The organism is Nocardioides mangrovi (assembly GCF_020073815.1).
In the GTDB taxonomy this organism is placed as follows: domain Bacteria; phylum Actinomycetota; class Actinomycetes; order Propionibacteriales; family Nocardioidaceae; genus Nocardioides; species Nocardioides mangrovi.
The window spans coordinates 120,508-141,922 of record NZ_JAIQZJ010000013.1; the positions used below are offsets into that span (position 1 = coordinate 120,508).

At 73.0% G+C, this 21,415-nt stretch carries 19 protein-coding genes; 12 read left to right on the forward strand and 7 right to left on the reverse strand.

Annotation, left to right across the window (positions count from 1 at the left end; all coding sequences use genetic code 11):
* Positions 1 to 35: 35 nt before the first annotated feature.
* The gene (gene lipB / locus K8U61_RS19390; protein WP_224124705.1) at positions 36 to 749 is read right to left on the reverse strand and encodes a lipoyl(octanoyl) transferase LipB; all 714 of its coding nucleotides are present in this window, start codon (positions 747 to 749) and stop codon (positions 36 to 38) included.
* Positions 746 to 1,633, reverse strand: a complete 888-nt coding sequence (locus K8U61_RS19395; RefSeq protein ID WP_224124706.1) for an alpha/beta hydrolase — start codon at positions 1,631 to 1,633, stop codon at positions 746 to 748. Before K8U61_RS19395 ends, lipB begins: the two co-directional genes overlap by 4 nt.
* Positions 1,634 to 1,699: 66 nt before the next feature.
* On the opposite strand from K8U61_RS19395, the gene K8U61_RS19400 reads away from it, so the two are divergent.
* Positions 1,700 to 2,131, forward strand: a complete 432-nt coding sequence (locus K8U61_RS19400) for a hypothetical protein (RefSeq protein WP_224124707.1) — start codon at positions 1,700 to 1,702, stop codon at positions 2,129 to 2,131.
* Here K8U61_RS19400 and K8U61_RS19405 read toward each other — a convergent pair.
* The 3 genes from K8U61_RS19405 to lpdA all read right to left on the reverse strand — a co-directional run bounded on the left by K8U61_RS19405 (position 2,124) and on the right by lpdA (position 6,425).
* Positions 2,124 to 3,023 carry a TIGR01777 family oxidoreductase gene (locus tag K8U61_RS19405; protein ID WP_224124708.1) on the reverse strand — a complete coding sequence of 300 codons (900 nt, stop codon included), beginning with the start codon at positions 3,021 to 3,023 and terminating at the stop codon, positions 2,124 to 2,126. The genes K8U61_RS19400 and K8U61_RS19405 overlap by 8 nt on opposite strands.
* A gap of 210 nt (positions 3,024 to 3,233) precedes the next feature.
* Positions 3,234 to 5,006 carry a 2-oxoglutarate dehydrogenase, E2 component, dihydrolipoamide succinyltransferase gene (gene sucB, locus K8U61_RS19410; RefSeq protein ID WP_224124709.1) on the reverse strand — a complete coding sequence of 591 codons (1,773 nt, stop codon included), beginning with the start codon at positions 5,004 to 5,006 and terminating at the stop codon, positions 3,234 to 3,236.
* A 39-nt stretch (positions 5,007 to 5,045) separates the two neighbouring features.
* Positions 5,046 to 6,425, reverse strand: coding sequence for a dihydrolipoyl dehydrogenase (gene lpdA / locus K8U61_RS19415; RefSeq protein ID WP_224124710.1), 1,380 nt, complete (start codon positions 6,423 to 6,425; stop codon positions 5,046 to 5,048).
* 104 nt (positions 6,426 to 6,529) lie between these two features.
* On the opposite strand from lpdA, the gene K8U61_RS19420 reads away from it, so the two are divergent.
* Positions 6,530 to 6,892 (forward strand): hypothetical protein, encoded by a 363-nt coding sequence (locus tag K8U61_RS19420; RefSeq protein WP_224124711.1) that lies wholly within the window; start codon positions 6,530 to 6,532, stop codon positions 6,890 to 6,892.
* Between the two features lie 7 nt (positions 6,893 to 6,899).
* Here the strand turns inward: K8U61_RS19420 and K8U61_RS19425 are convergent, their stop codons facing one another.
* Positions 6,900 to 8,408: a leucyl aminopeptidase gene (locus K8U61_RS19425; protein WP_224124712.1), complete on the reverse strand. Its 1,509-nt coding sequence runs from the start codon at positions 8,406 to 8,408 to the stop codon at positions 6,900 to 6,902.
* Between the two features lie 36 nt (positions 8,409 to 8,444).
* On the opposite strand from K8U61_RS19425, the gene gcvT reads away from it, so the two are divergent.
* The 7 genes from gcvT (at position 8,445) to K8U61_RS19460 (ending at position 15,280) form a co-directional block, all read left to right on the forward strand.
* The gene (gcvT, locus tag K8U61_RS19430) at positions 8,445 to 9,548 is read left to right on the forward strand and encodes a glycine cleavage system aminomethyltransferase GcvT (protein ID WP_224124713.1); all 1,104 of its coding nucleotides are present in this window, start codon (positions 8,445 to 8,447) and stop codon (positions 9,546 to 9,548) included.
* 168 nt (positions 9,549 to 9,716) lie between these two features.
* Positions 9,717 to 9,974 (forward strand): hypothetical protein, encoded by a 258-nt coding sequence (locus tag K8U61_RS19435; protein WP_372454309.1) that lies wholly within the window; start codon positions 9,717 to 9,719, stop codon positions 9,972 to 9,974.
* 14 nt (positions 9,975 to 9,988) lie between these two features.
* A complete protein-coding gene (locus tag K8U61_RS19440; RefSeq protein WP_224124714.1) occupies positions 9,989 to 11,542 on the forward strand; it encodes a hypothetical protein in 1,554 nt (517 codons plus the stop codon).
* A 27-nt stretch (positions 11,543 to 11,569) separates the two neighbouring features.
* The gene (locus K8U61_RS19445; RefSeq protein WP_224124715.1) at positions 11,570 to 12,400 is read left to right on the forward strand and encodes a PhzF family phenazine biosynthesis protein; all 831 of its coding nucleotides are present in this window, start codon (positions 11,570 to 11,572) and stop codon (positions 12,398 to 12,400) included.
* A gap of 16 nt (positions 12,401 to 12,416) precedes the next feature.
* The gene (locus K8U61_RS19450; protein ID WP_224124716.1) at positions 12,417 to 13,211 is read left to right on the forward strand and encodes a thymidylate synthase; all 795 of its coding nucleotides are present in this window, start codon (positions 12,417 to 12,419) and stop codon (positions 13,209 to 13,211) included.
* Complete coding sequence (locus tag K8U61_RS19455; RefSeq protein ID WP_224124717.1) at positions 13,208 to 13,690, forward strand: dihydrofolate reductase; 483 nt, start codon at positions 13,208 to 13,210, stop codon at positions 13,688 to 13,690. The genes K8U61_RS19450 and K8U61_RS19455 overlap by 4 nt, the downstream gene beginning before the upstream one ends.
* Before the next feature lie 192 nt (positions 13,691 to 13,882).
* A complete protein-coding gene (locus K8U61_RS19460; RefSeq protein ID WP_224124718.1) occupies positions 13,883 to 15,280 on the forward strand; it encodes a PKD domain-containing protein in 1,398 nt (465 codons plus the stop codon).
* A gap of 27 nt (positions 15,281 to 15,307) precedes the next feature.
* Here K8U61_RS19460 and K8U61_RS19465 read toward each other — a convergent pair whose 3' ends face one another.
* On the reverse strand, positions 15,308 to 17,554 hold the full coding sequence (locus tag K8U61_RS19465; protein WP_224124719.1) for an ATP-binding protein: 2,247 nt from the start codon (positions 17,552 to 17,554) through the stop codon (positions 15,308 to 15,310).
* A gap of 178 nt (positions 17,555 to 17,732) precedes the next feature.
* Between K8U61_RS19465 and K8U61_RS19470 the strand changes: the two genes are divergently transcribed.
* From K8U61_RS19470 to K8U61_RS19480, 3 genes are read left to right on the forward strand one after another with little or no spacing between them, the layout of a single operon-like run.
* Positions 17,733 to 18,653: an LLM class F420-dependent oxidoreductase gene (locus K8U61_RS19470; RefSeq protein WP_224124720.1), complete on the forward strand. Its 921-nt coding sequence runs from the start codon at positions 17,733 to 17,735 to the stop codon at positions 18,651 to 18,653.
* 17 nt (positions 18,654 to 18,670) lie between these two features.
* Positions 18,671 to 19,567, forward strand: coding sequence for a 4-hydroxy-tetrahydrodipicolinate synthase (gene dapA, locus K8U61_RS19475; protein WP_224124721.1), 897 nt, complete (start codon positions 18,671 to 18,673; stop codon positions 19,565 to 19,567).
* Positions 19,564 to 21,249: a ribonuclease J gene (locus K8U61_RS19480; RefSeq protein WP_224124722.1), complete on the forward strand. Its 1,686-nt coding sequence runs from the start codon at positions 19,564 to 19,566 to the stop codon at positions 21,247 to 21,249. The genes dapA and K8U61_RS19480 overlap by 4 nt, the downstream gene beginning before the upstream one ends.
* The last annotated feature ends 166 nt before the right edge of the window (positions 21,250 to 21,415 follow it).

Here is a 21,415-nt window from a genome sequence, read left to right on the forward strand (position 1 = left end):
GGGCGGCGCAGAACGCGCCGCCCCTCAGGGTGGAATCAGGGTCGGGCCGGGGTCAGCAGCTCGATCCGGGGCTGCTTGGCCGGGTCGGGCCGGGCGTCGTAGTCGGGCGTGGCGTCGTACGGCGCCCAGGCGAGGTAGTCGCGCAGGTGGCGCTCGACGTACGGCGTGACCTCGGCGACCGTGACGTCGCGGCCGAGCTCGCGGCTCAGCGAGGTGACGCCCGCGTCGGCGATGCCGCAGGGGACGAACCGGTCGTACCAGCTCATGTCGACGTCGCAGTTGATCGCGAAGCCGTGCATGGTGACCCCGCGGCTGACCCGGATGCCGATCGCGGCGATCTTCCGCTCGGGACCGCGCTCGTCGGCCCGCAGCCAGACACCGCTGCGGCCGGGGACGCGGGCGGTGGTGACGCCCAGGTCGGTGCAGACGTGGATGAGCGCCTCCTCGACCCGGCGCACGTAGTCGACGACCTTGACGTGGTCGGGCAGCGTGACGATCGGGTAGCCGACCAGCTGGCCGGGGCCGTGGAAGGTGATCTTGCCGCCGCGGTCGACGTCGATGACCGGCGCGCCGCCGGGGTCGGCCGGGCGCTCGAAGGGCTCGGTGCGCTTGCCGGCGGTGAAGACCGGTGGGTGCTCCAGCAGCAGCACGGTGTCCTGCTGCGCGCCGTCGGCCACGCGCTCGTGGACCTCGCGCTGGAGGTCCCACGCGGCCAGGTAGTCGACGAGGCCGGCGTCCTGGAAGATCACGCCTGCGAGCCTACGCCGCGGCCGAGGAAGTCGAGCTCGGCGGGCAGCATGCGGCGCCAGTAGCCGGCGTCGTGGGCGCCCGGCTCGAAGGTGCTGGTGACGTCGGCGCCCGCCGGGAAGGCCTCCACGTAGTCCTGCACGTCGCGGTAGAACGGGTCGCCGGTCCCGACGTCGACGCGGACGGCGATGCCGTCGAGGTCGTCCTGGTGGCCGACCACGGTGTAGTGCTCGTACTCCTCCGCGCTGGCGAAGCCGGACGAGGACGCGTCGGCGGGGTCGGTCCAGATCGCCGGGCTGGCGGCGACCACGGCGGCGACTCGGTCGGGTCCGAGGACGCCGCCCAGGCGGAGCGCGCCGTACCCACCCATCGACCAGCCCATCAGGCCGACCCGCGACACGTCGAGGCCACGGCGGGCGAGCTCGGGGAGCAGGTCGTCGGTGACCATGTCGCCGGTGTCGCCCTCGCCGTGCGGGTGCCAGTAGGAGGTGCCGCCCTCCGGGACCGCGATCGCGAACGGCCGGACCCCGTCCTGGATCGCCTGGGCGAGGTAGGCGCCGAGACCGAGCTCCCCGACCACGGTGTCGTGGTGCTGGCCGAGGCCGTGCAGGGCGACGACGACCGGCAGCGGTCGCCGGCTGAAGGGCTGGAGCAGCGTGTAGGGGACCCGGGCGCCGGCCATCGCCTCGGACCGGAAGCTCCTCGTGAGCCCGAGCACCGGCTCGACGTCCGCGGGGATCACGCCGTCGTCGCCGTTGAGGCCGAGGTGGGCCTGCGCCCAGGGTCGGCCCGGCAGCCAGCCCTGCTCGACGCCGGTGGCCGCTCCGACGGCACCGGCCACGACCACGCCGGCGCCGCCGAGGAGGAGGGCGCGGCGGCTCGGCACCGGGCCAGTGTGGCAGCGCCTGTGGACAGCCGAGCGGTGCCGCTCCGGGGCGGGTAGGACCAGGTCATGCACCTGCTGCTCGCCCTCGCGCTGCTCCTCGACCCGACCCCGGCGACCCGGCCGGAGGTGGCCGCCGCGGACGTGCTGCACGCGTGGGACGTACGCCGGTCGGCGGCCTGGTCGGCGGGCGACGTGGCCGGTCTCCGGGCGCTCTACCTGCCCGGGTCGGCGGCCGGGCGGGCGGATGTGGCGATGCTGCGGGCCTGGCGGGCGCGAGGGCTGCGGGTCGAGGGGATGCAGACGCAGCTGCTGTCGGTGTCGGTGCGCTCGCGGACGCGCGAGCGCTTCGTGGTCGACGTCGTGGACCGAGTGGTGGTCGGGTCCGTCGTACCCAGTGGGGACGCGCTGCCTGCCGACCGGCCGACCGCGCACACGCTGGTGCTGCGGCGGGTGTCGGGGGAGTGGCTGGTCGCCTCCGTCGCCAGCGCCGTCAGCTGAGAGCCGCCCGCACGACCTCGTGGACGGTGCGGTCGTGGAAGGCGTAGTCCGCGCCCTCGAGCACGGTAGGCCGCAGATCGACCGAGCCGAGGACCTCGCCCGCGATCTTGCCGGCGCCGAGACGGATCGCGAAGGCCGGCGCGACCAGGAACGCCTTGCGGTCCAGCGCCCGGGCGAGCGCGTCGGTGAACTCGGCGTTGGTGGGCGTCTGCGGGCTGCAGAGGTTGACCGGCCCGCTGACGTCGTCGTGCTCGACGAGGTGGACGACCCCGCCGACCCAGTCGCGGAGGCTGACCATCGCCATCCGCTGCCGGCCGTCGCCGAGGCGGGCGCCGAGGCCGAGCCGGGTGAGCAGGCGCAGCTGCTTGAGGGGGGAGCTGTCGCGATCCATGACCACGGAGGTCCGCAGGAAGCAGACCCGGGCGTCGGCGTCGACCGCCGGCTGCGCGGCGTCCTGCCACTCGCGGCAGACGCCGGTCATGAAGCTGTCGCCGCGGCTCTCCGACTCCTCGGTGACCGGGTCGTCACCGTGGTCGCCGTACCAGGCGAGGGCGTTGCCCGCGAGGAACGCGGGCCGGCGCTCGCTGTCCGCGACCGCCTGCGCGAGCACCCCGGTGGTGGTCACCCGGCTCTCGCGCAGCTCGCGCGCCCATCTCGGCGAGTGGGGGTTGCCGACGGTCGGTGCGCCGGCGAGGTTGACGACGACGTCGGCGCCCTCGATCACGTCGCGGTCGTAGACCCCGGCGTACGGGTCCCAGGTCGACTCGTCCGGCGACGACGTGGGCCGCCGGGTCAGCGCCACCACGCTGTGGCCGCGCCCGATCAGCTCCTGCGCCAGGTGGCGCCCCAGGAACCCCGACGCCCCGCCGATCACGACCGTCTTCGCGCTCATGGGCCCACCCTGTCACGGGCGTGGGTGGGCCGGCCGGGTGCCGGTTGCATGGATACCCGGTGGACCGGGGATTCCGGCACCTCGGGGGTGTTGCAACGCCCCCGAGGTGCCAGGAGTGCCCCCGAGGTCCGGGCGAGGCCCGCCCGAAATGCAGGACCGGCGCCGACCCACCCGTGGGCGAGTCGGCGCCGGTTCGGCGTACGGCGGGGATCAGACCTCGAACTGACCGGCCTCCAGGCGCTGCTTGACCTCACGCAGGAAGCGGCCGGCGTCGGCGCCGTCGACCAGCTGGTGGTCGTAGGTGAGGGCCAGGTAGACCATGTAGCGCACGGCGATGGTCTCGCCGAGGTTCGGGTCGTCGATGACCACGGGACGCTTCACCACGGCACCGGGGCCGAGGATCGCGACCTGGGGCTTGTTGATGATCGGGGTGTCGAAGAGCGCCCCGAAGCTGCCCAGGTTGGTGATCGTGAAGGTGCCGCCCGAGAGCTCGTCCGGGCCGATCTTGTTGGTGCGGGTGCGCTCGGCGACGTCGGCGATCTTCTTCGCGAGCCCGGCCACCGACAGATCGCCGGCGTCCTTGACCACCGGGGTGAGCAGGCCCTTCTCGGTGTCGACGGCGAAGGCGACGTGCTCGCGGTCGAAGTAGGTGACCTCGCCGGCCTCCATGTCGATCGTGGCGTTGAGCGCGGGGTGCTGCTTGAGCGCGTCGATCGCGGCCTTGGCGAAGAACGGCAGGTAGGTCAGCTTCGCGCCCTCGCGGGCGAAGAAGTCGTCCTTCACCGACTCGCGGAGGCGGGCGATCTTGGTGACGTCCACCTCGACGACCTGGGTGAGCTGCGCGCTGGTCTGCAGCGACTCGCGCATCCGCTCGGCGATGATCTTGCGCAGCCGCGAGATCTTCTCGGTCTTGCCGCGCAGCGGCGACGGGGTCACCGGCGCCGGGGCGGTGGAGGTCGCCGCGGCCGGGGCCGCCGGGGCGGCAGCAGCGGCCGGGGCCGCCTGCTGCGAGCGCGCCGCGTCGAGGACGTCCTGCTTGCGGATCCGGCCACCGACACCGCTGCCGGTCACCGACGCCAGGTCCACGCCGTGCTGGGTCGCCAGCTTGCGGACCAGCGGGGTCACGTAGCCGGGACCCTCGTCGCCGGAGGCCGCAGCGGGGGCGGCGGGCGCAGCCGCGGGTGCGGCCGGCGCGGGCGTCGGCTCGGGCTTCTTCTCCTCGGCCGGCGGAGCGGGCTCCGGCTCGGGCTCCGGCTCGGGCTCGGGCTCGGGCTCGGGCTCCGGCTCGGGCTCGGGCTCCGGCTCGGGGGCCTTCTCCTGCGGCGCAGCGGGGGCCGGCGCGGCGCCCTGGTCGCCGATGACGGCGAGCTCGGCACCGACCTCGACGGTCTCGTCCTCCTCGACCTTGATCTCGAGGAGGGTGCCCGCCACGGGGGAGGGGATCTCGGTGTCGACCTTGTCGGTGGAGACCTCGAGCAGCGGCTCGTCGACCGCGACGTCGTCGCCGACCGACTTCAGCCAGCGGGTGACGGTGCCCTCGGTCACCGACTCGCCCAGCGCGGGCAGGGTGACCGGCGTACCGGACCCGCCGGACGGCTTCGCCTCGGCGGCCGGCTTCTCGGCCTCCTCGGCCGCGGGGGCAGGCTCCTCGGCGGCCGCGGGCTCCTCGGCCTTCTCCTCCTCCGGCTCGGGCTCCGGCTCGGGCTCGGGCTCGGCGGCAGCCTCGCCACCGCCGCTCGACTCGCCCTCGTCACCGATCACGGCCAGGACCGCGCCCACCTCGACGGTGTCGTCCTCGTTGGCCTTGATCTCCAGGAGGGTGCCCGCCACGGGGGAGGGGATCTCGGTGTCGACCTTGTCGGTGGAGACCTCCAGGAGCGGCTCGTCGACCGCCACCGTGTCGCCGACCTGCTTGAGCCAGCGGGTGACGGTGCCTTCGGTGACGGACTCGCCGAGTGCCGGGAGGTTGACTTCGGTGGCCATGGACTTCCTTCGCTTCGGGTGCGGTCTGGTTCAGGTGTATCAGGAGTGGGCGTGCAGCGGCTTGCCGGCGAGCGCGAGGTGCGCCTCGCCGAGAGCCTCGTTCTGGGTGGGGTGGGCGTGCACGAGCGGGGCGACGTCCTCGGCGTACGCCTCCCACCCGTAGATGAGCTGCGCCTCGCCGATCAGCTCGCCGACCCGGTCGCCGACCAGGTGGACCCCGACGACGGGACCGTCGGTACGCCGGACGAGCTTCACGAAGCCCTGGGTCTTGAGGATCTGGCTCTTGCCGTTGCCGCCCAGGTCGTAGGTGATGCACTCGATCCCGTCGGCGCCGTACGTCGACGCCGCGGCCGCCTCGGTCAGGCCGACGGAGGCGACCTCGGGGTGGGAGTAGGTGACCCGCGGGATGCCGGCCTCGTCGATCGGCTGCGGCGCGAGCCCGGCGATGTCCTCGGCGACGAAGATGCCCTGCTGGAAGCCGCGGTGGGCCAGCTGCAGCCCGGGGACGATGTCGCCGACGGCGTAGACGCCGTCGAGGTTGGTGCGGCACCGCTCGTCGGTGGTGACGAAGCCGCGGTCCATCGCGACGCCCTGCTCGTCGTACCCGAGCCCCTCGGTGACCGGGCCGCGGCCGACGGCGACGAGCAGCAGCTCGGCCTCGATCACGTCGCCACCCTCGACGGTCACGGCCACACCGGTGTCGGTGGCCTTCACGCTCTGGAAGGGCGTGGCGGTGCGGAAGACGATGCCGCGCTTGCGGAAGGCCCGCTCGAGCGCCTTCGAGGACGCCTCGTCCTCGGCCGGGACGAGCCGGGGCAGCGCCTCGACGATGGTGACGTCGGCGCCGAAGCTGCGCCACACGCTGGCGAACTCGCAGCCGATCACGCCGCCGCCGAGCACCACCACCGACGCGGGCACCCGGTCGAGCCGGAGCGCGTGCTCGGAGGTGATGACGCGCTCGCCGTCGATCTCGAGGCCGGGCAGCGAGCGGGAGTAGGAACCGGAGGCGAGCACGACGTGCCTGCCGGTGTAGGCGGTGCCGTCGACGGTCACCTCACGCGGTCCGGTGAGCCGGCCGGCGCCCTCGATGACCGTGATGCCGCGGCCCTTGATCAGGCCGGCGAGGCCCTTGAAGAGCCGCGAGACGACGCCGTCCTTGTAGGCGTTGACGGCCGGGACGTCGATGCCCTCGAGCGTCGCCTGGACGCCGAACGAGGGGGCCTCGCGGGTCTGGTCGGCGACCTCCGCGGCGTGCAGCAGCGCCTTGGTCGGGATGCAGCCCACGTGCAGGCAGGTGCCGCCGAGCTTGCCTTTCTCCACCAGCCCGACCTTGAGGCCGAGCTGGGCGGCCCGGAGGGCACAGGCGTAGCCGCCGGAGCCGGCACCGAGGATGAGCACGTCGAAGTCGGGATCGGCCACGGCCCCATCCTTCCACTTCGGCGCAACGTGTCCACACCGGCCTCCTACGGGTCAGTAGCCCAACCTCCGGCGGGGTCGTGGGTGGGCACGGCACACTTGTCCCCATGGCATGGATGGACCGGTTCCGGCGTGGGCCGAAGACGAGCGCGCCCGCGCGGAACGCCGCCCGCACCGGCTCGACCCGGGTGCGCGCCGCCGACTCGCTCGACCTCGACCACCTCTTCGCCTGGGTCGCCGAGCGGCGCGGCGTCGAGGGGTTCGTCGAGCCGCGCACCGCGGTCAGCGACGTGACGCTGCTGCTGGTCGCGCACGACGGCGAGTGGACCCGGCGCCGGGTGCCGTCGGCCAAGTGGGCGCACGAGTTCTGCAACAAGCAGCAGATCCCGTCGTACGACGCCGCGGTGGTCGGCGTCCCGCAGCGGATGCGCGACTACAACCGCCGCAAGAAGCTCGAGGGCGGCCTGTAGGTCAGGCTCAGGCCAGCGATCGCACGTAGTCGACCAACGTCGACACGGCGACGCCGGTGCCGCCGGGGGTCACATGGCCCCACGGGCCGCCGGAGTTGAAGGACGGCCCGGCGATGTCGAGGTGCGCCCACGGCAGCCCGCCGGTGAACTCGCGCAGGAACGCGCCGGCGTAGAGCCCGCCGCCCCAGCGGATCCAGTCGTGCTGGGCGAGGTCGGCGATCTTGCTGCTGTGCACGCGCTCGACCATCGACTCGGGGATCGGCATCGGCCACATCTCCTCGCCGGCCGCGTCGGCGGTGGCGACGACCGCGTCGACGATGTCGGTCGACCCCATCACGCCGCTGACCCGGTCACCGAGCGCGACGACCATGTGGCCGGTCAGGGTGGCGACGTCGATGATCACGTCGGGCTTCTTCTCGGTCGCCCGGACCAGCGCGTCGCCGAGGATCAGCCGGCCCTCGGCGTCGGTGTTGAGCACCTCGACCGTGGTGCCGCCGTACATGGTGAGGATGTCGCCGGGGCGCATGGCAGTGCCGGACACCATGTTCTCGGCCATCGGGACGAAGGTGCTGACCTTGACCGGCAGCCCGAGCTCGGCGATCGCGAGCGTGGCCTGGACGACCGCTGCGGCGCCGGCCATGTCGGACTTCATCTCGTGCATGCTCTGGGCCGGCTTGATGGACAGGCCGCCGGAGTCGAAGGTGATGCCCTTGCCGACCAGGGCGACGTGCTTGGTGGCGCCCTTCGGCGCGTAGGTGAGCTCGACGAGTCGCGGGGGCGCGTCCGAGCCGAGGCCGACGCCGAGGATGCCGCCGCAGCCGAGCTCGGCGAGCTGCTTCTCGTCGTGGACGGTGATGCCGATCTTCGGCGCGCCGCGGCCCTTGGTGACCTCCTTGGTCGCGGCCACGACGGCATCGGCGAAGGCCGGCGGCCGCAGGTCGCCGGGAGGCGTGTTGACCCAGTCGCGGGTGGTGGCGACGGCGCGGGCCACGACCTGGGCGGCCTCGAAGGCGGCGATCGTGTCCTTGCGGCGGGCGGTGCCGCTGAGCACGACCACCTCGCCGGGCGCCTTCTTGTCCGCGTCCTTCTTGGCCGCGCCGGACTTGTACGTCGTGAAGGTGTAGCCGCCGAGCAGGAAGCCCTCGGTCGCGGCGCGGACCTGGTCGGGTCCGTCGGCGGGCAGCGCGATCGCCACCGACGCGGCGTTGGCGACGGTCCGGGCGGCCACGCCCGCGGCGCGGCGTACGGCGGACGGGGTGACCTGCCTGCCGAGGCCGACCAGCACGAGCAGCGGCGAGGAGAGGGTGCCGGTCGTGGGGACCTTCACCACGTCGCCGGACTTGCCGGTCACGCCGAGGGTCGAGAGCAGCGGGCGCAGCTTGCGGCCGTAGGCCTTCGCGACGTCCTCGCCTCCCGGTGCGAGCTCCGGACCGTCGGAGGTCTGCAGCACCCCCACGACCACGGCGTCGCATCGGGTCTTGGCGGGACTGGCGCTGCGCAGGGTGTACGAGGTCACCGGGGCAGGATAGTCGGGCTGGGATAGGTTCCCGCTATGGCCGAGCTCCTCCAGTCACCCCTCGCCGACCGGCACCACGCACTCGGCGCGAAGCTCGCCGAGTTCGGCGGCTGGGAGATGCCGCTGGAGTACCCCTCCGGCGTGGTCAAGGAGCACACCGCGGTCCGCGAGTCGGTCGGCGTCTTCGACGTCAGCCACCTCGGCAAGGCCGTGGTCGAGGGACCCGGCGCCGCGGCGTACGTCAACCGCACGCTCACCAACGACCTCGGCCGGATCGGGCCGGGTCAGGCGCAGTACACGCTGTGCTGCGACGAGGCGACCGGCGGCGTCGTCGACGACCTGATCGCCTACCTGTACGACGAGGACCGGGTCTTCCTGATCCCCAACGCCGCCAACACCGCCGAGGTCGTCCGCCGGCTCGCGGCCGGCGCCCCCGACGGGGTGACGGTCACCGACCGGCACCGCGACTTCGCGGTGCTCGCCGTGCAGGGCACGAGGTCCGACGAGGTCCTCGACGCGCTCGGCCTGCCGACCGGTCACGACTACATGTCGTTCGCGGAAGCGCCGTACGACGGGGAGACGGTCGTCGTCTGCCGCACCGGCTACACCGGTGAGCGCGGCTACGAGCTGGTCGCTCCGGTCGCGGTCGCCGGCGCGCTGTGGGACGCGATCCTGGCGGCGGGGGAGCAGTACGGCATCCTCCCGTGCGGCCTCGGCGCCCGCGACACGCTGCGCACCGAGATGGGCTACCCTCTGCACGGCCAGGACATCTCGCTCGACGTCACGCCGGTCCAGGCGCGGCTCGGCTGGGCCGTCGGCTGGGGCAAGGACGCCTTCTGGGGCCGCGACGTCCTCGTCGCCGAGCGCGAGGAGGGTCCCGCCCGGGTGCTGCGCGGCCTGGTCGCGACGGGACGCGGCATCCCGCGCCCGCACATGAGCGTCAGCCTGACCCCCGACGTCCTGCTCGGCGAGGTCACCTCGGGCACGTTCTCGCCGACGCTGCGCAAGGGCATCGGGCTCGCGCTCGTGCCGTCCTTCGTGGCGGCCGACGCCGAGGTCGGCGTCGACATCCGGGGTCGACGCGAGATCTTCCAGCTCACGAAGCCACCGTTCGTGGACCCGTCCGTGCGAGAGTCCTAGGAAGGCAGTCGGAGCGCCCATGGCCTGCTGCGCGCCGCTCCGGCACGCACCTGGACGTCGTCGTCGTCAGTCGCCGGGACTCCGTCCCGCCTCCCTCCTCCGCCTTGCCAGGCACGCACCGGAGGCGACGCTCGCGACGGCCGAGGCACTCCGACTACCTTCTAGACCGTGAACCTCCCCGAGCAACCTCCCACCTTCCGCCCGCCGACCCCGGCCGAGCGGCCGTGGTCGTGGCGACTGGAGAACTCCGCCGGGGTCGAGGTCGACGTGGTCGGGGAGCTGGCCGGGCAGCGCTTCGCCAGCCAGGCCGACGCGGAGTCGTGGGTCGGGGAAACCTGGTCCGACCTGGCCGCCGAGGGGGTCGACGCGGTCACGTTGTTCGAGCACGACCGGCTCGTCTACGGGCCGATGTCGCTGCACCCCTAGAGCGGCCGCCGGCCGTGACCAGGGACGACACCGACTTCGCGGCCTACCTCGCCGCTCGCTGGCCGGTGCTGGTGCGGACCCTGGTGCTGCTGGGACAGCCGCAGCCGGTCGCGGAGGACCGGGTCCGGGGCGGGTTCGTGCGGTGCTACGCGGCGTGGCGACGGCTGTGCAGCGAGGACGACCTGGACACCCAGGTCTTCACCGAGGTCCAGCACGGCCTCGGCCACCCGGACGCGGCCGCGCGCCCGGTGTCGTCCGGCGACCCGGGCAGCGTGCTCGCCGCCCTCACGACCGAGCTCGTCCGGATCGGTCCCGAGGCCCGCGAGGTGCTGGTGCTGGCCCGGGTCACCGGCTTCGACGAGGTCCAGGTCGCCGAGCTGCTGGGGATCAGCGTGGCCGAGGTCGCCGGCCGCGGCATCCGGGCCCGCGCCCAGCTCGACCTGACCGGCGTCGCCGAGGCCGCGGGGCTGGAGAGCCGCAGCCTCACCTCCGACGACGCCTTCCGGCTCGCGGGCGAGGAGATCGAGGTGCCGGCCGCGCCGTACGACGCGATCGTCGCCGGCGCAGGCGAGGCCCGGCGTCGCCGGGTACGCCTGGTCGTCGGCGTCATCGCCGCGGCGGCCGTGGGGATCGGGCTGATCACCTGGCTGGACACCAGGCCGAGGCACGAGGACACCGACGGCGGCGGGCTCGCGGCGGTGCCGGTCACCCGGACCCCCAACCCGGTCGACCTCGCGTGGTTCGCCGACGGCGTCCTCCACCTCCAGGCGGCCAGCCTCGAGCTGCCGCACCTGACCGACCTCGTCGACGTGGCGGGCGGCGCGGTCTACGCCGACACCGGCGGCGTGGTGGCCTTCGTCGACGCGGACGGCCACCGGCGGCTGCTCGGACACCTGGACCCCGGCGGCTCGCTGGTCGGGTCGCGGGCGAGCGGGCTGGTCGCGTGGGTGGACAGCGACGCCGGACTGGTCGCCGCCGACGTCTCCTCGGACACGATCGCCTCGCCTCCCGGAGCGCCGCCCCGCGGAGCGCTTCCCATCGCGATCGACCAGGACACCGTCTACTACCGGCTGGACGGCCGGACCTTCGGCTGGAAGCCGTCCGACCAGTCGATCGTCAGCCAGCCGCCGCTCCAGCTCCTCGACATCGCCGCGGCCACCCGGGCCTACCAGGTCGGCACGCGGATCGACCTGGTGCAGCCCTTCTTCAGCGTCGAGTACCGGCGGCCGGGACTCGGGGCGGAGCTCTCCAACGGGGGCGTCTACGTGGTCACCCGGCAGCCGGGGGGCGACTTCCCGCTCGGGGCGTTCCGGCCGCTGCTCTACAACGTCCGGTCCGGGAGCCGGGTGCCGACCGGGCTCGGACCGAACGAGGTGGCGCTCGACGCGGCCTTCGGCAACGGCAGCTCGGTCGTGTACCTCGTCGCCGAGGTCGACGACCTGGAGACGGCTGCCGGCGACGGCACCTACGAGCCCCGCGGGCTGCTGCGTACCTGTTCCATCAACGGCCGGTGCACCGACGCCGCCGTCGTCCAGCTGGGTGGCGGGGAGCCGCTCCTGGCGCACTGAGCCGGCGGTGTCGCTAGCGTGCGACCCATGCGCTTCAGCCAGGTCGACGTCTTCTCCAGCGAGCCGCTGCGCGGCAACCCGGTCGCCGTGGTGCACGACGCCGACGGCGTCACCGACGAGGAGATGGCGGCCTTCGCGCGCTGGACGAACCTGTCGGAGACGACGTTCCTGCTCACCCCGACCGACCCGGCCGCCGACTACCGGCTGCGGATCTTCACCCCTGGCGACGAGCTGCCCTTCGCCGGGCACCCGACCCTCGGCAGCGCGCACGCGTGGCTCGAGGCGGGCGGCCACCCGCGCGGCACGGACGTGGTCCAGGAGTGCGGCGCGGGGTTGGTGACCATTCGTCGCGCCTCGGACGGGCAGGGCGGCCTCTCCTTCCAGGCGCCGCCGCTGATGCGGTCGGGCGCGGTGTCCGAGGAGGACCTCGCCGCCATCGCCGCGGCCCTCGGCGTCGCCCGCGGCGACCTCCTCGACAGCGCCTGGATCGACAACGGCCCGGGCTGGGTCGGCGTGCTGCTTCGCGACGCCGAGACGGTCCTCGGGCTGCGCCCCGACTGGTCGCTCTTCGGCGACCTCAAGATCGGCGTCGTCGGCGCGCACCCCGCAGGCGGGCCCGCCGACGTCGAGGTCCGGGCGTTCTGCCCGCAGTTCGGCATCCCGGAGGACCCGGTCACCGGCTCCCTCAACGCCGGTCTGGGGCAGTGGCTGGCCGGCACCACCCTGCCCGCGTCGTACGTCGCCGCCCAGGGCACGGTCCTCCAGCGGGCCGGCCGGGTGCAGGTCGCGCTCGTCGACGGCGAGGTCTGGGTCGGTGGTGAGACGCGCACGACGATTGCCGGGACCGTCGCCCTCTGAGGTCTAGGCTCGGGGCGTGCAGCAGTACCTCGACCTCCTCCAGCGGATCCTCGACGAGGGTGTCGAGAAGGGCGACCGCACCGGCACCGGCACCCGCTCGGTCTTCGGCCACCAGATGCGCTTCGACCTGTCGGCCGGCTTCCCGCTGGTGACCACGAAGAAGATCCACACCCGCTCGGTCTTCGGCGAGCTGCTGTGGTTCCTGCGCGGTGACACCAACGTGAAGTGGCTGCAGGACCGCGGCATCACCATCTGGGACGAGTGGGCGGACGACAACGGCGACCTCGGCCCGGTCTACGGCTACCAGTGGCGCTCCTGGCCGACCCCGGACGGGCGGCACATCGACCAGATCAAGCAGGTCGTCGCCGACATCCGCGCCAATCCCGACTCCCGCCGGCTCATCGTCTCGGCCTGGAACGTCGCCGACATCCCCGACATGGCGCTCGCGCCGTGCCACGCGTTCTTCCAGTTCTACGTCGCCGACGGCCGGCTGAGCTGCCAGCTCTACCAGCGCTCGGCCGACGTGTTCCTCGGCGTGCCGTTCAACATCGCGTCCTACGCCCTGCTCACCCACATGGTCGCCCAGGTGACCGGCCTCGAGGTCGGCGACTTCGTGCACACGCTCGGGGACGCGCACCTCTACCTCAACCACCTCGACCAGGCGCAGCTCCAGCTCACCCGCGAGCCGCGCCCGCTGCCGACGCTGGTGCTCGACCCGTCGGTGACCGAGCTCGACGCCTTCGACCTCGAGCACATCGCCGTCGAGGGCTACGACCCGCACCCGGGCATCAAGGCGCCGATCGCGGTATGAAGCGGGTCGTCCTGGTGGCGGCCGTCGCCCGCAACGGCGTCATCGGTGACGGCCCCGACATCCCCTGGAAGGTCCCGGGCGAGCAGGCACTCTTCAAGGAGCTCACGCTCGGCCACACCCTGCTGATGGGGCGCACGACCTACGAGTCGATCGGTCGCCCGCTGCCCGGCCGCACCACGATCGTGCTGACCCGCGACCCGGCCTGGTCCGCCGACGGGGTGCTGGTCGCCCACTCGGTCGAGGAGGCGCTGACGCTCGCCGCGGAGCTCCCCGGCCAGCTGATGGTCGCCGGCGGGGGAGAGGTGTACGCCGCCCTGCTCCCGCGGGCCGACGAGATGGTCCTCTCCCGGGTCGACCTCGAGCCGTCCGGTGACGCGTTCTTCCCGGCGTACGCCGCCGCGGACTGGCTGGAGACGGCACGCGAGCAGCACGAGGGGTACGAGCGGGTCTTCCTGGTCCGCGCCGCCGAGCGCCTGTGAGGCGACTCACACTTCGGACGGATCAGGTCCGATACCCGTAGGCCGACCCGTACCCGGAAATGGGTAAGGACACCCGCCACCCGGCCGATGTAAACGGACGTGATCGGTCGGCAATCTGGGTCCCATCGCGACCCGTGCCCTGTGGCCGGGTCGCGCGTCCGTACCCCCGACGGCAGGATCACCAGACTCCTCATGACCCGCATCAACGCACGCCGCGCGGCCCTCCTCACGGCCAGCCTCGCGACCACCGCCGCCCTCGCGGGCGGCGTCCTCCCGACCCTCGCTGACGCCGCGACCGCCCCCGCCTCGAGCACGGCCGCCGCGAAGCACAAGAAGAAGAAGCGGAACGCGGCGCCGAAGGCCACGTTCACCACGACCCGCGACGACCTCACCGCCGCCGTGGACGCCTCCGCCTCGAAGGACGCCGACGGCACCATCGCGTCGTACGCCTGGACCTTCGGCGACGGCACCAAGGCGAAGGGCCGCAAGGCCGAGCACACCTACGACGAGGCCGGCACCTTCTCGGTGCGCCTCAAGGTCACCGACAACAAGGGTGCGACCACCTCGGTCAAGAAGTCGGTCACGGTCGACACGTCCGCGACGACGCCGACCGACCCGACCACCCCGACCGACCCGACCGACCCGACCACCCCCACGACGCCCACGACGCCGAGCACCCCGTCCACCCCGGTCCAGCAGACCGGCGCGGCGCTGGGCATGTACCGCGGCAACCCCAGCGAGGCCCCGGACGCCAGCTACCAGAGCACGTACGGCGAGGCGCCGGCGGTGACCAGCTCGTACTACACGACGCAGGCCCCGAACGAGTCCTACGAGACCGCCCGGGTGCAGCGCGGCACCGACGTCTTCCTCGACTTCGACACCAAGTCGACGCCGGGCCAGATCGGCCTGATCGCCAACCGGGACGCCAGCACGATCACCAACTGGGTCGACCGCGACCTGAAGTCCGCGCAGAAGATCGCCGCGGCCGGCAAGGCCAGCGGCGCGACCGTCTACGTGTCCTTCACCCACGAGTGGGAGGTCAAGCGCGCGCAGAACGTGCTGACCAACTCCAGCGACCGGGACCCGGCGACCTACGCGAAGGCGTGGAACGTCTTCGCCGCGCGCGCCGCCGCCGTGGCGCCCGACGTGAAGCTCGTCTACTGGGTCGGCGGCTTCTCGAGCAACTTCTCCGTGATCGACCAGGTCATGGCGGGCTTCGACTTCGCACCCGACGTGGTCGCGTGGGACCCCTACGTGACCACCAACGGCAGCGCGACCACGACCGCCACGAAGCTCTTCAGCAGCTTCTCCGACCACCTCGACGCCAACGCGACGTACCTCGGCTGGGGCAGCCCGACCAAGGCGCTCGGTGAGTTCGGCTTCTCGCTCGAGCACGGCGACGCGGCGGCCGCGACGTTCTACAACGGCGTCCGGGCCGGCATGAGCGCCAACGACATCTCGCTGGCGATCCAGTTCAACCGCGACAAGCAGGACCCGACCGCGTACGTCCACTACAAGATCGACGGTGGCTCGTACCCGCAGGCCGAGAAGGCGTACGCCGCGGCCGCGGACGACGTCAACGGGAGCTGACCGCAGCCTCCGGGACCACGCCCGGGGTCACGTCCGAGGATCCACCTGACGTCGTTCGGCCACCCAGGCCGCGATCAGGGAGCGTGAGCTGAAGCCCAGCTTGCGCAGGATGTTCTCGACGTGGCCCTGGGCGGTCCGCACCGAGATGACCAGCCGGTCCGCGATCTGCGGGTTGGAGAGTCCCTCGGCCACGAGGTCGGCGACCTCGAGCTCGCGCTTGGTCAGCGGGTGCGTCTCTGCCTCCCCGGGCGCCGCCTCGGCCGGCAGGTCGTCGCGGTCGGGGTCGAGGGCGAAGTCCACCGCCTGGTCGAGCGTGATCAGCGACCCCCGCCGGAACTGGTCGCGGAAGTCCCGCTTCCCCAGCAGCGCCCGCGCCGGCTCGATGCCCGGCTCCCGCGCTCGGGTGTGGGTCAGGATGTTGCCCGTCTGGGTCATCCCGACCGTGTCCCAGATCCCCTCGGCGGCGCCGAGCAGGAGGGCCGCGCGACGGCCCCGCCCCTCGCTGGCCGCGAGCCGGCCGAGCGAGTCGAGGGCGACGGCCATGCCCATCCGGTCCCCGAGCCCGTGCTTGATGCGCAGGGCCTGCCGGTAGAGCTCCGCGGCCCGCTTCCGCTCGCGGCGGGTCGAGGCGACGTCGCCGAGCCCGTTGAGCGCGAACGCGCGGAGGAAGCCGTCCCCGCAGATCGCGGCGACGGAGATGCAGGCCTCGAAGCTGGCGGCCGCGGCGCGCGGGTCGCCGGTGGCGTAGCGGACCACCCCGCTCATCAGGTAGGCGAGCATCAGGCCGCTCAGGTCGTCGGTGCCGTCGAGCGCCGCGACGGCCCGGTCGGCGTTCGTCCGGGCCGTGGTCGCGTCGCCGTCCCACACGGCCAGCACGGCGGCCGGGATGAGACCGCGTCCGCGGGTCGCCGGGTCGTCGACCGCGAGCCCGGCGGCGAGCGAGAGCCGGTCCCGGGCCGCCGGCCCGTCGCCGACCAGGACGGCGAAGCGGGCGGCGCCGACGGCGGCACGGGCCCGGGCGAGGTCGGAGCCCTCGCCGGTGTCCAGCAGCACGCCGAACCAGGTGAGCGCCTCGCCCAGCCGACCCGACCCGGACCAGAACATGTCGAGGTCGGCGGCGATCAGCAGCGCCGCCTCAACCAGCCCCGAGGTCGTCGAGCCGTGGTGCAGCGCCGCCCGGATGTTGGCCCGCTCCGTCTCGATCCGGGCCAGCCAGAGGGCCTGGTCGGGGCCGGCCCAGGTGGCCCGGAACCGCGCGGCCAGGTCTCCGCACCACCGCACGTGCCGCTCGCGCAGGCCCGCCTCCGTCCCGGACGAGCGGGCCACGCCGCGGCCGTACTCGCGGATGTCGGCCAGCATCCGGTAGCGCGAGCCGCCCGACGCGTCGGCCTCGGCGACCAGCACCGACTGGTCGACCAGCGACCCGATGAGGTCCACCAGGGGCCCCTCCTCGTCGGGCGCCGGCCCGATCGCCGTGCACACGCTCTCCGCGTCGAGCAGGGAGAAGCCGCCCTTGAAGACCCAGACCTGCGCCCAGAGCAGCTGCTCGGCCGGGGAGCAGAGGCTGTGCGACCACTCCACGCACGCGAGCAGCGAGCGGTGCCGGTCCGGCACGTCCTGGAAGCCGGCGTTGAGCACCCCGAACCGGTCGGTGAGCCGCTCGAGGATCTCCTGCGGCGTGAAGACGCGGATCCGGCTGGCCGCGAGCTCGAGGGCCAGCGGATTGCCGTCGAGCTCGGTGCACAGCCGTGCCACCGCGCCGGCGTTGGCCTCGGTGAGCGTGAAGGGGGAGTACGCCGCCCGGGCGCGACGTACGAAGAGCTGGACGGCCTCGTAGTGGCCCAGCGCCTCCGGGTCGTCGACGTCCCGCGACCGTCGCCCCGGCGTGGTCATCGACGCGACGGTGACCACGTCCTCGCCGCTGATCAGCAGCGGGCGGCGGCTGGTGACGAGGACCGACAGGTGGGGGCACGCCGCGCGCATCCGCTGGACCAGGTCGCCGACCTCCCGGTAGAGGTGCTCGCAGTTGTCGAGGAGCAGCAGCGCCCGCCGGTCCGCGACGAAGTCGGTCAGCGTGGTCACGGCGTGCGGGGCGTCGGGGATCTGGAGGCCGACCGCGTCCCCGACCGCCGAGACCAGGAGCCCGCCGGTGGTCAGGTCCTCGAGCGCGACCACCCAGGTGCCGTCGGGGTAGGCCCGGGCCTGCCGGAAGAGCTCGACGACCCGGATCGCCACCCGGGTCTTGCCGATGCCGCCCGGCCCGATCAGCGTCACGGTCCGGTTCCTGCTCAGGTGCTCGCGCACGTCGGTCAGCAGCTCCCTGCGGCCGACGAACGAGGTGAAGAACTCGGAAGTGGCTATCTGCGTGACGATAGGCACCCCCACGGGCGGTGACGGACCAGCGGGCCACCCACCCGCAAAATTGGGTAGGTCGACCTGACAGGCTGGGGTCATGGAGCTGCGCGTCTTCACCGAACCCCAGCAGGGAGCGGCGTACGACGACCTGGTCGCGGTCGCCCAGGAGGCCGAGCGTCTCGGCTTCGGGGCGTTCTTCCGGTCCGACCACTACCTCGGCATGGGCACCGAGGGCCTGCCGGGGCCCAGCGACGCCTGGATCACGCTGGCCGGCATCGCTCGCGAGACGAGCACCATCCGGCTCGGCACGATGATGACCAGCGCCACCTTCCGGCTGCCCGGCCCGCTCGCGATCTCGGTCGCGAACGTCGACCAGATGAGCGGCGGCCGCGTCGAGCTCGGCATCGGGGCCGGGTGGTTCGAGCAGGAGCACACGAAGTACGGCATCCCGTTCCCGGGCACGGGGGAGCGGTTCGACCGTCTCGAGGAGCAGCTCGCGATCATCACCGGCCTCTGGGCGACCGAGGGCGGCTTCTCCTTCGACGGCGAGCACTACCAGGTGGCCGACAGCCCCGGGCTGCCGAAGCCCACGCAGGCCAAGCCGCCGGTCCTCATCGGCGGGCTCGGCAAGAAGCGCACGCCGGCGCTGGCCGCGACGTACGCCGACGAGTTCAACCTGCCGTTCGTCGACGTCGCGACGACGACCGCCCAGTTCGCCCGCGTCCGCGAGGCCTGCGAGCGGCAGGAGCGCGACCCGGCCACGATGCGCTGGTCCAACGCGTTGGTCGTCTGCGTCGGCGCCGACGAGGCCGAGGTCGAGCGCCGAGCCGCCGCCATCGGGCGCGAGGCGGACGAGCTGCGGGCCAACGGCGTCGCGGGCACCCCGGAGGAGGCGATCGAGACGCTGGCGGCGTACGCCGAGGCCGGGGCCGAGCGGGTCTACCTGCAGTTCCTCGACCTCGCCGACCTCGACCACCTGCGACTCGTCGCGACCGAGGTCATGCCGCACGTCGGGTGAGCGATAACCTGACCCCTATGACGTCTGCCCCCGCTGCGCCCTTCGGCCGCATGCTCACCGCGATGGCGACCCCGTTCGCCGCCGACGGGAGCCTCGACCTGGACGGGGTGCAGAAGGTGGCCAAGCACCTGGTCGCCCACGGCCACGACGGCCTCGTCGTCTCCGGCACCACCGGCGAGTCGCCGACCACCACCAAGGAGGAGGACGGCGAGACCCTCGCGGCGGTCCGCGACGCCGTCGGCCCAGACGTCAAGCTCGTCGCGGGCGTCGGCACCAACGACACCGCCACCTCGACCTACCTCGCGCGGCAGGCCCGCGAGCGCGGCGCCGACGGCATCCTGCTCGTCACGCCCTACTACAACAAGCCCGGGCAGAAGGGCATCCTCCACCACTTCCGCCAGGTCGTGGACGTCGCCGAGCTGCCCGTCATGCTCTACGACGTGCCGGGCCGCACCGGCAGCCAGATCGCGCTGGAGTCCTACGCCGAGATGATCGGCTGGGAGCCGGTGGTCGCGGTCAAGGACGCCGTCGGCGACATGCCGCGGGCGGCCAAGCTCGCCGGCATGGGCTACGCCGTCTACTCCGGCGACGACATCAACACGCTCGGCTTCCTGGCCCACGGCGCCTGCGGCCTCGTCTCCGTCGTCGGCCACGCGGCCGGCAAGGAGCTGGCATCGATGATCGAGACCTTCCTGGCCGGTGACCCGGCCGGCGCGCTCGCGACGTACCAGCGGCTGCTGCCGGCGATGGAGGCCGTGATGGGCGTGCCCAACTACGGCGCCACGACGGCGAAGGCGTCGCTCGAGCTGCTCGGCGTGCTCGACAACCGCAACGTCCGATCGCCACTGGTGCCGCTCGACGACGACGAGGTGACCGCGCTGCGCGCCGGCCTCGCCGAGGCGGGTCTCCTGTGAGTCACCCGCACCCCGAGCTGTCCGCACCCGCCGCGCTCGTCGAGGGAGGCCTGCGCGTCACGCCGCTCGGCGGCCTCGGCGAAGTCGGCCGCAACATGACCGCCTTCGAGCACGCCGGTCGGCTGCTGCTCGTCGACTGCGGCGTCCTCTTCCCCGAGGACCACCAGCCCGGCGTCGACCTGATCCTCCCGGACTGGTCGTCGATCCGGGACCGGCTCGACACCGTCGAGGCGCTGGTGCTCACCCACGGTCACGAGGACCACATCGGGGCGACGCCGTACCTCCTCCGCGAGCGGCAGGACATCCCGCTCGTCGGCTCGGAGCTCACCCTGGCGCTGCTCGACAGCAAGCTGCGCGAGCACCGCCTCCGCGAGACCGTCCACCACGTCGTGAAGGAGGGCGACCGGCTGCGGTTCGGGCCCTTCGAGCTGGAGTTCGTGGCGGTCAACCACTCGATCCCCGACGCGCTCGCGGTCGCGATCCGCACCGAGGCCGGGATGGTGCTCCACACCGGCGACTTCAAGATGGACCAGCTGCCCCTCGACGGCCGGATCACCGACCTGCGCGCCTTCGCGCGGCTGGGGGAGGAGGGCGTCGACCTCTTCCTCACCGACTCCACCAACGCCGAGACCCCGGGCTTCACCCCGACCGAGAAGAGCATCACGCCGGTCATCGACCAGGTCTTCCGGGAGTCCTCGCAGCGGATCATCGTCGCCTGCTTCGCCTCCCACGTGCACCGCGTGCAGCAGGTCATCGACGCCGCCGTCGCCCACGACCGCAAGATCGCCTACGTCGGCCGCTCGATGGTCCGCAACATGGCGATCGCCCGCGACCTCGGCTACCTCCGGGTGCCGCCCGGGGTGCTGGTCGAGGCCAAGGAGCTCGCCGACCTGCCGCCCGAGCGCCAGGTACTGATCTCCACCGGGTCCCAGGGCGAGCCGATGAGCGCGCTGTCCCGGATCGCGCAGCGCAACCACAACTTCGTGCACATCGAGGAGGGCGACACCGTCCTGCTCGCCTCGAGCCTGATCCCGGGCAACGAGAACGCCGTCTACCGCGTCATCAACGGCCTGGCCCGCTGGGGCGCCCGCGTGGTCCACAAGGGCAACGCGCTCGTGCACGTCTCCGGCCATGCCAGCGCCGGCGAGCTGCTCTACTGCTACAACATCGTCAAGCCGCGCAACGTGCTGCCGGTGCACGGCGAGATCCGGCACATGCTCGCCAACGGCGAGCTGGCCCGCGCGACCGGCGTCGAGAACGTCGTCATCGCCGAGGACGGCGTGGTCGTCGACCTGGTCGACGGGGTGGCGGAGGTCGCCGGCAAGGTCGAGTGCGGCTACGTCTTCGTCGACGGCTCCTCGGTCGGCGACGTCACCGAGTCCGACCTCAAGGACCGCCGGATCCTCGGCGAGGAGGGCTTCATCTCGATCATCGTGGTGGTCGACTCCGTCAGCGGCAAGGTCGCGGCCGGCCCGGAGATCCACGCACGCGGCAACGCCCTCGACGTCGCCGACTTCGAGGAGATCAAGCAGCCGATCATCGACGCGCTCAACCGCACGATCGCCGAGGGCAACACCGACACCTACCAGCTCCAGCAGACCGTGCGTCGCACCATCGGCCGGTGGGTCAGCAGCGCCCACCGCCGCCGTCCGATGATCGTCCCGGTGGTCATCGAGGCCTGACGGCTCTTGCGGGAGTTTCATCGGCCGGCCGATGAAACTCTCGCCGGGACGATGAAGCTTCGTCGTCCCGGCGCCAGGGTTGTGCGCCGGCCGGTGTAACACCCGCGGCCGAGACACGCACTCCTGTGATACGTGTGACTGGAGTGACCCCTGCGTAGGGTGGTGA